We start from the raw sequence: 15,259 nt of genomic DNA, 5'->3' as shown, positions 1-15,259 counted from the left end.
GGGGCGCCTCGGGGGATCCAGGGGGGGCTCGTGCCGTCAATCAGTCATGAAAAAAGCCGCCCGGGGATCTCCGAGGCGGCCTGGGAACAGTCAAACGCGGCCGCCTTATGAGAGGGGCCACCACCAACGCTGCGCGGGGTTCTGCTTGTTCATGACCCGAGCCTAGGCGCAGGCGGCAGCGACAGGCAAGGGGACTCGCACGATGGCCTGACGATTGCAGCGAAAACAACGGTTTGCCCTCGACTGGCGAAAGACGATTGATTCCCGGCAGGCCAGCGACTACAACCCCGCGATCCGGGCCATGCCTGGATTCCCTTGGTCGGCACCTCCTGGAGAGGTCCGGCTCCGTCGCTCCCCGAAGGCTCGGGCAGCGGCGCGTTTTGTTATGGGCGGGGCTCATCCCGCGTGAAAGGAACACGACCGCCGATGTTCGAGGCGCTGTCGGGCAAGTTGAACGGGGTTTTCGACCGGTTGCGCCGCCGCGGCGCGCTGACCGAGGACAACGTGAGCGAAGCGCTGCGGGAAGTCCGCATCGCGCTGCTCGAGGCCGACGTCGCCCTGCCGGTGGTCAAGGACCTGGTCAACAAGGTGCGCGAGCGCGCCGTCGGCCAGGAGGTCATCCGCTCCGTCTCGCCGGCCCAGCAGGTCATCAAGATCGTCAACGACTGCCTGGTCGAGGCGCTCGGTGGCGGCGAGGGCGTCGAGCACACCCCCGGCCTGAACCTGAACGCCGCGGCGCCGATCGCCATCCTGATGATCGGCCTGCAGGGCTCGGGCAAGACCACGACCTCGGGCAAGATCGCGCTGCGCCTGCGCGGCCGCGACAAGAAGAAGGTTCTGCTGGCCAGCCTGGACGTCCACCGTCCGGCCGCCCAGCTGCAGCTGGAGACGCTGGCGAAGCAGGCCGGCGTCACCTCGCTGCCGATCATCGCCGGCCAGACCCCGCTGCAGATCGCGGCGCGCGCCATGCAGGTCGCCCGCGGCGAGCTCTATGACGTCGTCATCCTCGACACCGCCGGCCGCCTGTCGATCGACGAGGCGCTGATGGCCGAGGTGGCCGAAGTCAAGGCCGCCACCAAGCCCCACGAAAGCCTGCTGGTCGTCGATGCGATGACCGGCCAGGACGCGGTCAACACCGCGCGCATCTTCAACGAGCGCGTGGGCCTGACCGGCATCGTCATGACCCGCGTCGACGGCGACGCCCGTGGCGGCGCGGCGCTGTCGATGCGCGCCGTCACCGGCGCGCCGATCAAGCTGCTGGGCGCCGGCGAGAAGCTGGACGCGCTCGAGGATTTCCACCCCGACCGCATCGCCGGCCGCATCCTCGGCATGGGCGACATCGTCTCCCTCGTCGAGCGCGCCGCCGAGACGATCGACAAGGCGGAGGCGGAGAAGCTCGCGGCGAAGATGCAGAAGGGTCAGTTCGACCTGGAAGACTACGCCTCGCAGCTGAAGCAGATCGGCAAGATGGGATCGCTGTCGGGCATCCTCGGCATGCTGCCGGGGATCGGCAAGATCAAGTCCCAGATCGAGGACGCCAATCTCGACAACACGGTCCTGAAGCGCCAGGCGGCCATCATCGGCAGCATGACGCCCAAGGAACGCCGCAACCCCGAGATCCTGAAGGCGAGCCGCAAGCGGCGCATCGCCGCCGGCTCGGGGTCGACGGTGCAGGATGTCAACCGGCTGCTCAAGCAGTTCGACGACATGTCCGCGATGATGAAGCGGATGAACAAGCTCGGCCAGAAGGGGTTGATGCGCGGCGGTTTGGGCGCGCTCCTCCCCGGTGCCGGGGGCAAACGCCCCTTCTGATCCACGCTCAAGACAAATAGGACTGACGACTTATGGGCCTGAAGATCCGTCTCGCTCGCGCCGGCGCCAAGAAGCGCCCCTACTACCACATCGTGGTCGCCGACAGCCGTTCGCCCCGCGACGGCCGCTTCATCGAGAAGGTGGGCAGCTACAACCCGATGCTGCCGGCCGACCATGCCGAGCGCGTCCGCCTGTTCGGCGAGCGCATCACCCACTGGCTGCAGCATGGCGCCATCGCCACCGACCGCGTCGCCAAGTTCCTCGGCAAGGCCGAGCTGGCGCCGATGCCGGTGTTCCGCGAGCAGCCGAAGCAGTCCGCGCCGAAGAAGAAGGCGCAGGAGCGCGCCGCCGCCGCCGCCGCGGCCGGCTGAGCCTTGCTCCGGGCAGGGTCCTGACGCGCCATGGCGGACAAGCGCATTCTGGTGGGGGAGATCGGCCGGCCGCACGGGGTCCGTGGGCTGGTCCGCGTCCAATCCTTCACCGCCGAGGCGGCGGATCTCGCCACCTATGGCCCGCTCTCGGATGAGCGCGGGGAAAAGCACTATGCCCTGCAATGGCTGCCGGGGGGACTGGCCCGGATCGAGGGTGTCAGCGACCGCGACGCCGCCGCCCGGCTGACCGGCACCCGCCTCTACGTGCCGCGCGACCGCCTGCCCGAGCCGGAGGAGGAGGAATTCTACCTCGCCGACATGATCGGGCTGGCGGTGCGGGACCGTGAGGACCGCGTGCTGGGCGTCGTGCGCAGCGTGGAGGATTTTGGCGCCGGCAGCTTCCTGACCGTCGCCGACGAGCAGGGGCGCGAGACGCTGCTGCCCTTCACCCGCGCCGTCGTGCCGGTGATCGCCATCGCCGAAGGCTATCTGCTGGTGCAGCCGCCGGTCGAGGGCCAGCTGCCGCCGGAGGTCATCGCCGCCGCCGAGGCCGAGCCTGCCGCCGATCGCGGCGAGGCCGCCGCCCCGGTGACGGGGGCCTCCGCGCCCCTGCATGCCCTGCCGCGCCGGCAGGATGCGCCGAAGGGCCGCGCCCCGCGCGGTCCGCGTGGAGGTGCCGCGTGAGCTGGCACGCCACCGCCCTGACGCTGTTCCCGGAAATGTTTCCGGGCTCGCTCGGCCAGTCCCTGGCCGGCCGGGCGCTGCGCGAGGGGTTGTGGCGGCTGGATGCGCGGCAGATCCGCGACTTCGCCCTCGATAAGCACCGCACGGTGGATGACACCCCCTGCGGCGGCGGCGCCGGCATGGTGCTGCGGCCGGATGTGGTGGATGCCGCCTGTGCGGCCGCGCTGGCTGACGGAGAAGACCGTGCTCTGGTCTATCTGACGCCGCGTGGAAAACTGCTCGATCAGGCGCTGGTGCGGGAGCTGGTGGCGGGGCCGGGGGTGATCCTGGTCTGCGGCCGCTACGAAGGGCTCGACCAGCGGGTGATCGAGGCGCGCGGCATGCGCGAGGTCTCGATCGGCGACTATGTGCTGTCCGGCGGCGAGCCGGCGGCGCTGGTGCTGCTCGATGCCTGCGTGCGGCTGCTGCCGGGGGTGATGGGGGGCGTGGACAGCGCGGCCGAGGAAAGCTTCTCGGCCGGCGCCGGTGGCGCGCCCCTGCTGGAATATCCGCAGTACACGCGGCCGGTGGAGTGGCAGGGGCGGGCTGTGCCCGAGGTGCTGCTCTCCGGCCACCATGCTGCGGTGGCGCGATGGCGCCGGGAGATGGCGGAGCGGGCGACGCGCGAGCGGCGCCCTGACCTCTGGTCCCGGCGGGACGACATGCGGGATGGCGTGGCGGCGAAGGCTTCGGCCGGCTGAGGCCCATGGCCCGGCTTGGTCTAGTTATTCAGGATTAACGGGCGGCCCGCGCTGCCCACCAGGATTGTCGAGAGGACCACAATTATGAACCTGCTGCAGCAGTTCGACGCGGAACAGCGCACCCGCCTGCTCGAGGCCCGCGCCGTGCCGGTCTTCGCCGCCGGCGACACCGTGCGCGTGATGGTCAAGGTCGTCGAGGGCGAGCGGACCCGCACCCAGGCCTATGAGGGCGTGGTGATCGCCCGCTCCAACAAGGGCCTGCACAGCAACTTCACGGTGCGCAAGCTGTCCTATGGCGAGGGCGTCGAGCGCGTCTTCCCGCTGTACAGCCCGAACATCGCCGAGATCGCCGTGCTGCGCCGCGGCAAGGTGCGTCGCGCCAAGCTGTATTACCTGCGTGGCCGCACCGGCAAGTCGGCGCGCATCGCCGAGAAGGCCGCCCCGCGCCCCGCCAAGGCTTAATTTCTTTCGGGGTCGGCGCCCTCGTTGGGGCGCCGACGCCGATCGAGGGTTGAGCCTTGCTCGCGCCGCAGGCCGGGACGGCCTGCGGCGAATGGCTCGCGCAGTTTCCTTGCGCGAGAAGCGCGCTATATATGCTTTTGTTGTGCAGCGCCCCCTTGCGGGCGGCGCCGAAGCGACGGAAAAGACCGGGGTCTGCAGGGCGCAAGCCGCCCTTCGGCCCTGTCTTTTCCGGTGACCGGCCGCGGCAGGGGATGCCTCCCCCTCCGCAGCGGGCTGCCCGGATAGAGATATCAGGGTTCCGGGGGATGCCTCCCCTCTGGACCATCGCGACCTCCGGGTGGCGCTGGGCCCCCAGCCCCAAGGCCACGCGGATGCCAGAACCATCTGCCATGAGGAAGCCGCCGATGTCGGCCACGAAGCCGCGCACGCTCTACGACAAGATCTTCGACGCCCATCTGGTCGAGACGCTTCCGGACGGCACCGCGCTTCTCTACATCGACCGGCACCTCGTGCATGAGGTGACCAGCCCGCAGGCCTTCGAGGGGCTGCGCCTGGCCAAGCGCCCGGTGCGCCGCCTGGACGGCACCATGGCCGTGGTCGACCACAACATCGCCACCGACGCCTCGCGCTACACCGGCATCGACGACCCCGAGAGCCGCGTCCAGGTCGAGACGCTGGAGAAGAACGTCGCCGAGTTCGGCGTGCCCTATATCCCGCTGACCGACGCGCGCCAGGGCATCGTCCATGTGATCGGCCCGGAGCAGGGCCTGTCGCTGCCGGGCATGACCATCGTCTGCGGCGACAGCCACACCTCGACCCATGGCGCCATGGGGGCGCTGGCCTTCGGCATCGGCACCTCCGAGGTCGAGCATGTGCTGGCCACCCAGACCCTGCTGCAGAAGCGCGCCAAGAACATGCGCGTCACGGTCGATGGCGTGCTGCCGGCCGGCTGCACCGCCAAGGACATCGTGCTGGCCGTCATCGGCAAGATCGGCACCGCCGGCGGCAATGGCCATGTCATCGAGTTCGCGGGCTCCGCGATCCGCGCGCTCGACATGGCCGGCCGCTTCTCGGTCTGCAACATGTCGATCGAGGGTGGCGCCCGGGCCGGCATGATCGCCCCCGACCAGACCACCTTCGACTATGCCCGCGGCCGCCCCTTCGCCCCCGAGGGCGAGGCCTTCGACCGCGCCGTCGAATGGTGGTCGACCCTGCCGTCGGACGCGGGCGCCTTCTTCGACAAGGAGGTCGTGCTCGACGCCGCGGAGATCGTGCCGATGGTCTCCTGGGGCACCAGCCCGGAGGACGTGCTGCCGATCACTGCCGCCGTCCCCGACCCGGAAAGCGGCGCCGACGAGGCCCGCCGCGCCCAGCTGCGCCGCATGGTCGAGTATATGGGCCTGACCCCGGGCCAGAAGCTGACCGAGCTGAAGGTCGACGTGGTCTTCATCGGCAGCTGCACCAACAGCCGCATCGAGGACATGCGCGCCGCCGCCGCCATCGCCCAGGGCCGCCAGGTGGCGCCCGGCGTGCGCGCCATGGTGGTCCCCGGCTCCGGCCTGGTGAAGCAGCAGGCCGAGCGGGAGGGGCTGGACGCCGTCTTCCGCGCCGCCGGCTTCGAATGGCGCGAGGCGGGCTGCTCGATGTGCCTCGGCATGAACCCGGACAAGCTGACCCCGGGCCAACGCTGCGCCTCGACCAGCAACCGCAACTTCGAGGGCCGCCAGGGCCCGGGCGGGCGCACCCATCTCTGCTCGCCGGCCATGGCCGCCGCCGCCGCGGTGACCGGCTTCCTGACCGATGTGCGGGAGATCGTGTGACATGGACGCCTTCACCACGCTGACCGGCATCGCAGCGCCCCTGCCGATGGCCAATGTCGACACCGACAAGATCATCCCGGCGCGCTTCCTGAAGACCATCGCCCGCACCGGTCTGGGCAAGTCGCTCTTCGCCAACCTCCGCTACAAGGAGGATGGCAGCGAGAACCCGGATTTCGTGCTCAACCAGCCGCCCTACCGCCAGGCGGAGGTGCTGATCGCGCATGAGAATTTCGGCTGCGGGTCCTCGCGCGAGCACGCCCCCTGGGCGCTGCTCGACTTCGGCATCCGCTGCGTCATCGCCCCCGACTTCGCCGACATTTTTCATAATAACAGTTTTAAAAATGGCATCCTGCCGGTTCGCCTGCCCCGCGAGGTGTGCGACCAGCTCATGGAAGACGCCAAGCTCGGCGCCAATGCGCGGATCACCATCGATCTCGAGCGTCAGGTGGTCGTCCGGCCCAATGGGGAAGAGATCCCCTTCGAGATCGATCCGCTGCGCCGGCACCTGCTGCTGAACGGGCTGGACGATATCGGCCAGACCATGCAACAGGCCCCGGCGATCGACAGTTTCGAGGCGCGGCAGCGCGCGGCGCAGCCCTGGCTGTACCGCTGAGCCGCCGGCGCGTTCCACGGAAGGAAGCGACTGACAGATGACGGCGAACAAGAAGCTGCTGGTTCTCCCCGGCGACGGCATCGGGCCGGAGGTGATGCGCGAAGTGCGCCGCGTCATCGAATGGATGGACCGCCGCCGCCATGTCAGCTTCGCGCTCGAGGAAGGCCTGGTCGGCGGCGCCGCCCTCGAGGCCGAGGGCTCGCCCTGCCCGGACAGCACGGTGGAGCGCGCCCTCTCGGCGGACGCCGTGCTCTTCGGCTCGGTCGGCGGCCCGAAGTGGGACACGCTGCCCTTCGACAAGCGCCCCGAGCTCGGCATCCTGCGTCTCCGCAAGGAGCTGGGGCTGTTCGCCAACCTGCGTCCCGCCCTGGTGCTGGAGCCGCTGGTCGACGCCTCGAGCCTGAAGCCCGAGATCGTCCGCGGCCTCGACCTGATGATCGTCCGCGAGAGCACCGGCGGCATCTATTTCGGCGAGCCGCGCGGCGTCGAGGTGATGGCCAATGGCAAGCGCCGCGGCATCGACACCGAGGTCTATACCGAGGACGAGATCGCCCGCGTCGCCCGCGTCGCCTTCGACCTGGCGAAGAAGCGCACCGGCAAGATGACCAGTGTCGAGAAGGCGAATGTCATGCAGTCCGGCCGCCTCTGGCGCGCCGTGGTCTCCGAGATCGGCCGCGACGAGTTCCCCGAGGTCGAGCTGAGCCACATGTACGCCGACAACTGCGCCATGCAGCTCTGCGCCCGGCCGAAGCAGTTCGACGTCATCCTGGCCAGCAACATCTTCGGCGATCTGCTGTCCGACCTGGCCGCCGCGGCGACCGGGTCGCTGGGGATGCTGCCCTCGGCCACGCTGGGCGCGGTGGATTCCTCGGGCCGCCGCCACGCGCTCTACGAGCCGATCCATGGCTCGGCGCCGGACATCGCCGGCAAGGGCATCGCCAATCCCTGCGCCCAGATGCTGTCCTTCGCCATGCTGCTGCGCTGGTCCTTCGGCATGGAGGAAGACGCCAGGCTGGTCGAGACCGCGGTGGAGAAGGTGCTGGCCGGCGGCCTGCGCACCGCCGACATCATGGGCCCGGGCACGGCCCGCGTCGGCACCAGCGTGATGGGCGACGCCATCCTGCGCGAGCTGGACAAGCTGGCCGCCTGATCCCGGCGAACGGCGCGACATCAGGGGCGGGGAGGGCAACCTCCCCGCCCTTTTTCATGGCCTCAGGCCGCCGCCTCGGTCGCCTCCGGCAGCCGGGCCAGCAGGGCTTCGGCCGGCATCGGCCGGCCGGTCAGCCAGCCCTGGGCCAGGGCGCAGGGGGCGAGGCGGGCGAAGAAGCCGGCCTCCGCCTCCTCCTCCACCCCCTCGACCACCAGGCCGAGCTGCAGGCTGTGCGCCAGGCTGGCGATCGGGCCCAGCACGGCGGCCGCATGCTCCGGCCGGGCGGCCAGTTGGGTGAAGGCGCGGTCCAGCTTGATGGCGTCCACCTGCAGCTCGGCCAGATAGGCGAGGCTCGAATAGCCGGTGCCGAAATCGTCGATATAGAGCCGGTGCCCGGCCGCGCGCAGCCGGGCGATGCCGGCGGCGATATCGTGGCGCTGCGCCGTCGAGCGCTCGGTCAGCTCGAAGCCGATGTTCTGCGGCGGCACCTGGTGAAGCGCCAGGGCGCCCGCGACATGCTCGGCGAAGCCCGGGTCGAGCAGGTCGTGGACCGAGATATTGACGGTGACCTGGAAATCCGGCCGCGCCCGCAAGGTCTCCGCCATTTCCGCCAGCACCTTGTGCAGGACATAGACAGAAATATCGCCGATGAAGCCGGCTTCCTCGGCGGCGGCGATGAACAGGTCGGGCGGGATGGCGATGCCGCCTTCCTGCCAGCGCAGCAGCGCCTCGGCGCCGACCATGCGGCGGTCGGACAGGCGCAGGATCGGCTGGTAGGCCAGCGTCAGCCGCCCGGCGCGCAGCGCGGTGCGCAGCCGCTGCACCAGGGCCCGCGACCGCGCGAGAGCGGCGCTGCCGCCGAGCCCGGCGCCGCCGCCGGCCAGCAGCCCCAGCGCCGCGAAGCCCAGCACGACCGGCGAGGCGAAGGGGGCGGGGGGGGCGCGGAAGCGGGCCAGCATGCAGCCGGTCTGGTTGGCCGAGCAGCGCAGCTCGAACCGCCGGCCGCCGATCCGCACCGGCTGGCCGCTGACCAGCGGGCCCTGCGGCATGGCCTCCTCCGGCAGGCTGCCGAAGAAGCGGTGCCGCGCCGCGCCATTGACCACCACCACCATATGCTCCAACCGCGGGTCGACCAGGGCGCTGAAAGCCTGCGGGCTGACCACCACGGCCGAGCCGCCCTCCTCGAAGACCAGCCCGACCGAGCCGGGGATGCCGGGGATCTCGGCATTCAGCCGCAGCCGCCGGCCATGGCGGGTGACGAAGTCGGGCGGCGTCAGCAGCGAGGGCTGCGGCAGCAGGCCGAGCGTCGCGCTGCAGACCAGCCGCCCCTCCACCAGCCGGCCGCCGCTTTTCAGGAAGCGGGAGGCGATGACCATGCGGCGCAGCTCGGCGATATCGGCCTCGCCGCAGGGCGGCGCGGTGCTGCGGTTCATCCGCCCCAGCACGGCGACGATCTCGCTGCCGATCTCCCCGGCGCGGGCGAGATACAGCTCGGCCAGCTCGCCGGCGCTGCGCTGCCGCTCGATCCGCTGCATCTCCCAGCCCAGCGCGCCGCCGGCCAGGGCGCCGAGCAGCATGCCGCCGCCCAGCAGCAGGCCGAGCCGGGGCCAGAAACGGCCGGGGAAGGAGACGGTGGTGGCGGCAGGCGGCAGCACGGTTTGGCGTTCCTCGGCGGCGCACGGGTCGGCTGCCTATCCTGACCGGCAGTCCTGGCTCGATCGTTGCGAAGGCAACGGGCGCCTTGGAAAAATGACGAAAAAAATCTCGATCGGGCTGTTGCGTCGATCCGTCCCGGGGGTTATTCCCCCGCCACTGGCCGGCGCCCGTAGCTCAGCTGGATAGAGCACCAGACTACGAATCTGGGGGTCAGGAGTTCGAATCTCTTCGGGCGCGCCAGTCACTTTTGATGCATCGGCATCCGGGAAGGGGTCGAGGACTTAAAGTCCTCGGCCCCTTTTTTGTTTCGTCAGGTTTTGTGGCGCAGCGTCAGGCTTTGCACCGGCGGCCGAAGCGTGATGCAGTCTCCGGCCTCATGCCCGGAAGGGGGAGGCTCCGCCGACGCCATGCCTGTCTTTCTCAGCCTGATCAGCCTGGGCGGCGCCGTGGCGCTGCTGCTCTGGGGCACCCGGATGGTGCAGACCGGCGTGCAGCGCGCCTTCGGCGCCCGGCTGCGCGGCTTCCTGGCGCGCGCCCTGGGCAACCGGGGCCAGGCCTTCCTGGCCGGCATCGGCGTCACCGCCCTGCTGCAGAGCAGCACCGCCACCGGGCTGATGGTCACCGCCTTCGCCGCCGAGGGGCTGGTCGGGCTGATGCCGGCGCTGTCGGTCATGCTGGGCGCCAATCTCGGCACCACGCTGATCGTGCAGCTGCTGAGCTTCGATGTCACCGCGCTGTCGCCGGCGCTGATCCTGGCCGGCTTCCTGCTGTTCCGCCGCAATGCCGCCAGCCTGGCGCATGACCTGGGCCGCGCCATCATCGGCCTGGGCCTGATGCTGCTGGCGCTGCACCAGCTGCTTCTGCTGTTCGCCCCGGTCGAATCCGCCCCCGCGCTGCGGCTGCTGTTCCGCATGGTGGGCGAGATGCCGGGGGTGGCGCTGCTGCTGGCCGCGGTGCTGGCCTGGGCGCTGCATTCCTCGGTCGCCGCCGTGCTGCTGATCATGTCGCTGGCCGAGCATGGCGTGCTGCCGCTGCCGGCGGCGCTGGCCATGGTGGTGGGCGCCAACCTCGGCAGCGCGCTGAACCCGCTGCTGGAGGGGATGGGCCGCGCCGATCCCGCCGGGCGCCGCCTGCCGATGGGCAATCTGCTGAACCGGCTGCTGGGCCTGGCGCTCGCCATGCCGCTGCTGGCGCCGCTGGCAGGGCTGGTGGCCTGGGCCGCGCCCGATCCGGGCCGCGGCGTGGCGCTGTTCCACACCGCCTTCAACCTGGCCCTCGCCTTGCTGTTCCTGCCATTGCTCGGCCCCTATGCCCGGCTGCTGCAGCGCCTGCTGCCGGCGCGGCAGGACCCGGCCGACCCGTCGCGCCCGCGCTACCTGGACGGCGCGGCGCAGGAGCTGCCGGCGGTGGCGCTCGCGGCCGCGGGGCGGGAGGCGCTGCGCCTGGCCGACCTGCTGGAGGACATGCTGCGAGGGGCGCGGGCCGTGCTGGAGCGGCCCGAGGCGCGCCTGCCGCCGGAGCTCGCCGTGCTGGAGGCCGCCATCGACCGGCTGAACGTCGCCATCAAGGCCTATCTGGCGCAGCTCGACACCGAGGCGATGGATGCCGAGGACCATCGCCGGCTGCAGGCCGTGCTGCTCTTCACCACCCATCTGGAGCAGGCGGCGGACGTGGTGCAGCGCGGGCTGCTGCCGCATGCCGCCCGGCCCCGCAAGCGCGGCCTGCCGCTGCCGCGCGAGGCCCAGGCGGAGATCCTGGGCTGGCTCGACCGGCTGCGCGGCAATCTGCGCGTCGCCAGCGCCCTGCTGATGACCGAGGATGCCCGCGCCGCCCGCCTGCTGGCCGAGGAGAAGGCGGTGTTCCGTGACATGGAGGCCGCCGCCACCGGCGCGCATTTCGCCCGGCTGCGCGATGCCGGGCGGATGGAGGCCGAGGCCAGCGCGCTGCAGCTCGACCTGCTGCGCGACCTGAAGCTGGTCAACAGCCATGTGGTGGCCGCCGCCGCCTATCCGCTGCTGGAGCGGGACGGGGCCCTGCTGTCCAGCCGGGTCGCCCTGGTCGACGAGTCCTGAAGCCCGCGGGCCGCCGCCCTCGGGCCTGGCGCGGAAAAAATTGTCGCGGCGCGGGGCGGCGGGGATGCCGGGGATAACCGCCGACAGGCCAGGATCCAGCGGGAGTCGCGCCGCGTCGGGCCTGTGAATGAAACGGCCCACCAGCAAATTATGGGGGGCAGGGTGGCGTCCGACCCACCAGATATGGGTTGAAGCGGGAAGCCGCCCGGTGCAAATCTGCCCCCGCGCCGCCCGGTTGCTGCGACCACGCCCGCCCGATGCGCCCCCATCTGCCCGCCCCACTGCCAGGGAATTTGCCGCCGTGCTCGATGCCGTTCAGCTTGCCGATGACATCCAGCTCGCAGGGCATGGCCAGGTTCGCGTGGACCGCTCCCGCGACGCCCTGCTGACCGATTTCGGCCGCGCGACGCTCGACGACCGCTACCTGCTGCCGGGCGAGTCCTACCAGGACCTCTTCGCCCGCGTGGCCTCGGCCTATTCGGACGACAGCGCCCACGCCCAGCGCATCTACGACTATATCTCGCGCCTGTGGTTCATGCCGGCGACCCCGGTGCTGTCCAACGGCGGCACCACCCGCGGCCTGCCGATCAGCTGCTTCCTGAACGAGGCCAATGACAGCCTGAACGGCATCGTCGACCTGTGGAACGAGAATGTCTGGCTGGCCTCCAAGGGCGGCGGCATCGGCTCCTACTGGGGCAACCTGCGCTCGATCGGCGAAAAGGTCGGCCAGAACGGCAAGACCAGCGGCATCATTCCGTTCATTCGCGTGATGGACAGCCTGACCCTGGCGATTTCCCAGGGCTCGCTGCGCCGCGGCTCGGCCGCGGTCTACCTGCCGGTCTCGCATCCCGAGATCGAGGAGTTCATCGACCTGCGGCGGCCGACCGGCGGCGACCCGAACCGCAAGGCGCTGAACCTGCACCACGGCGTGCTGATCCCCGACGCCTTCATGCGCGCGGTCGAGGCCGATGACGAATGGGCGCTGACCTCGCCCAAGGACGGCGCCCCGGTGCGCAAGATCTCGGCGCGGTCGCTCTGGATCCGCATCCTGATGGCGCGCATCGAGCAGGGCGAGCCGTACATCATCTATTCCGACGCGGTGAACAACGCGCGGCCCGAGCACCACAAGCTGGCCGGGCTGGAGGTGAAGACCTCCAACCTCTGCGCCGAGATCACCCTGCCGACCGGGCGCGACCAGCATGGCAAGGAGCGCACCGCGGTCTGCTGCCTGTCCTCGCTGAACCTCGAATCCTGGTTCGAGTGGAAGGACGAGAAGCGCTTCATCCCCGATATCATGCGCTTCCTCGACAACGTGCTGCAGTCCTTCATCGACACCGCCCCCGACAGCATGGCGCGCGCCCGCTACAGCGCGATGCGCGAGCGCTCGGTCGGCCTCGGCGTCATGGGTTTTCATTCCTTCCTGCAGGCGCAGAACGTTCCCTTCGAGAGCGTCATCGCCAAGGTCTGGAACAAGCGGATGTTCAAGCACATCCGCGAGCAGGCCGATGTCGCCAGCCGGGTCCTCGCCGAGGAGCGCGGGCCCTGCCCGGACGCCGCCGAATACGGCTTCATGGAGCGCTTCTCCAACAAGATGGCGATCGCGCCGACGGCGTCGATCAGCGTCATCTGCGGCGGCGCGAGCCCGGGCATCGAGCCGATCGCGGCCAATGTCTACAACCATAAGACGCTGTCCGGCTCCTTCATCGTCCGCAACCCGTCGCTGAAGGCGCTGCTGCGCAAGCACGGCCGCGACGACGAGGACACCTGGACCAACATCACCGTCACCAAGGGCAGCGTCCAGCACCTGGACTTCCTGGACGCGCAGGAGAAGGCCGTCTTCAAGACCGCCTTCGAGCTCGACCAGCGCTGGGTGGTCGAGCATGCCGCCGACCGCACGCCCTTCATCTGCCAGAGCCAGTCGGTGAACCTGTTCCTGCCGGCCGACGTCCATAAGCGCGACCTGCACCAGATCCATTTCCAGGCCTGGAAGAAGGGCGTGAAGTCGCTCTACTACTGCCGCAGCCTGTCCATCCAGCGCGCCGACACGGTCAGCGAGAAGGTCTCGGTCCAGCCGGCCCTGGGCTTCGCCGCGGCCAACAGCGTGGAAGCCGTGCTGCCGATGCCGGTGGCGCGTGTCACCCGCGCGGTGGCCGGCGAGGCGAGCTCGACGGATTACGAGGAATGCCTCGCCTGCCAGTGACAGGGCGCTGATGAGCTGGCGCTGATTCCCTTCGGAATCCCTGATCGAGCCGGGATGGGCCAAGAGCCTGGCCCGGCTCTTTTTTCAGGTATCGGCCGTCCTCGACGCCTGGATGCCCGGCATCCGGCGTGAGCGATCGAGGGGGCGGCTTGCACGCTGGCGCGGCCGGCTGACCGTTCGAGCAGGTCGCACGGGCCTGCCGCCAGTTGGGCATCCACGCCGGCCGGCATGCCGCGCGGCGCCCGCAGGCGGCCCACCGTCTCCACCACCAGATGGCGCTTCGAGCCCGTCTTCCGCTTGGCGCTGTCGTGCCAGGCCCGCCCGCCGCCTTGTGGAAGCCTGCGGCGCCCGGGCGAGGGCCCCGATCATCTCGCGCTGCCCTCGATGCTCCCGCATCAGCATCAGACAGGGCGCGGCCGGCGCCCCGTCATCATCGGGAACGCCGGACGGGCCAGGCTTGCGGGCGCTTATGCCGCGCAGCCTGATCATTGCCCGTCTGACGGCCCTCGACAGCCTCCGGGATCGAGATCCTCAGCGGAAGATCTCGCCTTCCGGCTGCTTGTCGACGAAGACGCCGTCGGCGAAGGCTTCTTCCCAGGTGCCGGCGGTCGAAGCCTTGGAATATTCCGTGGCACGGCCTTCGAAGAAGTTCATGTGCTCGACAGCGTTGAGGATCTCGTCCAGCCAGGGCAGCGGGTTCTTGTCGGTGTTGTAGTGCGGCTCGAGGCCCAGCTGCTGCAGCCGGCGGTCGGCGATGAAGCGAATATACTGCTTCACATCTTCGGCGGTCATGCCCTGGACGCCGCCCAGCTCGAAGGCCAGGTCGATGAAGGCGTCCTCGTGCTCGACGATGGTGGTGCAGATGCCTACCAGGTCGGCCTTCAGCTGCTCGGTCCAGATCTCCGGGTTTTCCTGCACGAAGGTGCGGAACAGCCGGATCACGGACAGGCAATGCAGCGTCTCGTCGCGCACCGACCAGGAGACGATCTGGCCCATCCCCTTCATCTTGTTGAAGCGCGGGAAGTTCATGAGGATGGCGAAGGAGGCGAAGAGCTGCAGGCCCTCGGTGAAGGCGCCGAAGGCGGCCAGGGTCTTGGCGATCTCGGTCTTGTTCTCGACCGAGAAGGACTGCATGTAGTCGTACTTGTCCTTCATCTCCTTGTACTTCAGGAACGCCGTGTACTCGGTTTCCGGCATGCCGATGGTGTCGAGGAGATGGGCGTAGGCGGCGATGTGGATGGTCTCGATGTTGCTGAAGGCGGACAGCATCATCAGCACTTCGGTCGGCTTGAACACCTGCGCGTAGTGCTTCATGTAGCAGTTGTTCACCTCGACATCGGCCTGGGTGAAGAAGCGGAAGATCTGCGTCAGCAGGTTGCGCTCGGCCTCCGTCAGGTTCTTCTGCCAGTCCTTCACGTCGTCGGCCATCGGCACTTCTTCCGGCAGCCAGTGGACGCGCTGCTGCGTCATCCAGGCCTCGTAGGCCCAGGGGTAGCGGAAGGGCTTGTAGACCGGGTTGGCGGTCAGCAGGTCCATCTTCTCGGGCGCGGGGCTGGTCTCGGACATGCGTGGGTCTCTCCGGCAGGCAGAAGTTTCTGGCGCGGCCGGAGCGACTCCGGCGCGGCCGATATCAGGGGGGGAGCTTAGAGCAAACCCAGTGCGTCCCGCGCAACCGCGGG

At 69.8% G+C, this 15,259-nt stretch carries 12 protein-coding genes and 1 tRNA gene; 11 read left to right on the top strand and 2 right to left on the bottom strand.

The window, feature by feature from the left end; translation table 11 throughout:
* Nucleotides 1-426: 426 nt before the first annotated feature.
* The 8 genes from ffh (at nt 427) to leuB (ending at nt 7,652) form a co-directional block, all read left to right on the top strand.
* The gene (ffh, locus tag GVN67_RS16800; RefSeq protein WP_159998018.1) at nt 427-1,812 is read left to right on the top strand and encodes a signal recognition particle protein; all 1,386 of its coding nucleotides are present in this window, start codon (nt 427-429) and stop codon (nt 1,810-1,812) included.
* A 32-nt stretch (nt 1,813-1,844) separates the two neighbouring features.
* Nucleotides 1,845-2,183 carry a 30S ribosomal protein S16 gene (rpsP, locus tag GVN67_RS16795; protein WP_159998016.1) on the top strand — a complete coding sequence of 113 codons (339 nt, stop codon included), beginning with the start codon at nt 1,845-1,847 and terminating at the stop codon, nt 2,181-2,183.
* Nucleotides 2,184-2,213: 30 nt separating this feature from the next.
* A complete protein-coding gene (gene rimM, locus GVN67_RS16790; RefSeq protein ID WP_159998014.1) occupies nt 2,214-2,867 on the top strand; it encodes a ribosome maturation factor RimM in 654 nt (217 codons plus the stop codon).
* On the top strand, nt 2,864-3,607 hold the full coding sequence (trmD, locus tag GVN67_RS16785) for a tRNA (guanosine(37)-N1)-methyltransferase TrmD (protein ID WP_159998012.1): 744 nt from the start codon (nt 2,864-2,866) through the stop codon (nt 3,605-3,607). Before rimM ends, trmD begins: the two co-directional genes overlap by 4 nt.
* A gap of 84 nt (nt 3,608-3,691) precedes the next feature.
* A complete protein-coding gene (rplS, locus tag GVN67_RS16780) occupies nt 3,692-4,069 on the top strand; it encodes a 50S ribosomal protein L19 (protein ID WP_159998010.1) in 378 nt (125 codons plus the stop codon).
* 404 nt (nt 4,070-4,473) lie between these two features.
* Complete coding sequence (gene leuC, locus GVN67_RS16775) at nt 4,474-5,889, top strand: 3-isopropylmalate dehydratase large subunit (RefSeq protein WP_159998008.1); 1,416 nt, start codon at nt 4,474-4,476, stop codon at nt 5,887-5,889.
* 1 nt (nt 5,890) lies between these two features.
* The gene (leuD, locus tag GVN67_RS16770) at nt 5,891-6,502 is read left to right on the top strand and encodes a 3-isopropylmalate dehydratase small subunit (protein ID WP_159998006.1); all 612 of its coding nucleotides are present in this window, start codon (nt 5,891-5,893) and stop codon (nt 6,500-6,502) included.
* A gap of 37 nt (nt 6,503-6,539) precedes the next feature.
* Nucleotides 6,540-7,652, top strand: coding sequence for a 3-isopropylmalate dehydrogenase (leuB, locus tag GVN67_RS16765; protein WP_159998004.1), 1,113 nt, complete (start codon nt 6,540-6,542; stop codon nt 7,650-7,652).
* Nucleotides 7,653-7,714: 62 nt separating this feature from the next.
* Here the strand turns inward: leuB and GVN67_RS16760 are convergent, their stop codons facing one another.
* A complete protein-coding gene (locus GVN67_RS16760) occupies nt 7,715-9,307 on the bottom strand; it encodes an EAL domain-containing protein (RefSeq protein ID WP_159998002.1) in 1,593 nt (530 codons plus the stop codon).
* 164 nt (nt 9,308-9,471) lie between these two features.
* Here GVN67_RS16760 and GVN67_RS16755 point away from each other — a divergent pair.
* The 3 genes from GVN67_RS16755 to GVN67_RS16745 all read left to right on the top strand — a co-directional run bounded on the left by GVN67_RS16755 (nt 9,472) and on the right by GVN67_RS16745 (nt 13,580).
* Nucleotides 9,472-9,548, top strand: a tRNA-Arg gene (locus GVN67_RS16755).
* Between the two features lie 167 nt (nt 9,549-9,715).
* Nucleotides 9,716-11,380, top strand: coding sequence for a Na/Pi cotransporter family protein (locus tag GVN67_RS16750; protein WP_159998000.1), 1,665 nt, complete (start codon nt 9,716-9,718; stop codon nt 11,378-11,380).
* 301 nt (nt 11,381-11,681) lie between these two features.
* A complete protein-coding gene (locus GVN67_RS16745) occupies nt 11,682-13,580 on the top strand; it encodes a ribonucleoside-diphosphate reductase subunit alpha (protein WP_159997998.1) in 1,899 nt (632 codons plus the stop codon).
* A gap of 531 nt (nt 13,581-14,111) precedes the next feature.
* On the opposite strand, the gene GVN67_RS16740 is transcribed toward GVN67_RS16745, so the two are convergent.
* A complete protein-coding gene (locus GVN67_RS16740) occupies nt 14,112-15,146 on the bottom strand; it encodes a ribonucleotide-diphosphate reductase subunit beta (RefSeq protein ID WP_159997996.1) in 1,035 nt (344 codons plus the stop codon).
* Nucleotides 15,147-15,259: the final 113 nt, after the last annotated feature.

It is taken from the genome of Roseomonas sp. 18066, assembly GCF_902706185.1.
Classification (GTDB): Bacteria; Pseudomonadota; Alphaproteobacteria; order Acetobacterales; family Acetobacteraceae; genus Pseudoroseomonas.
The sequence above is the reverse complement of the archived record's forward strand: the minus strand, read 5'-3'. Positions and strand labels throughout refer to the sequence as shown.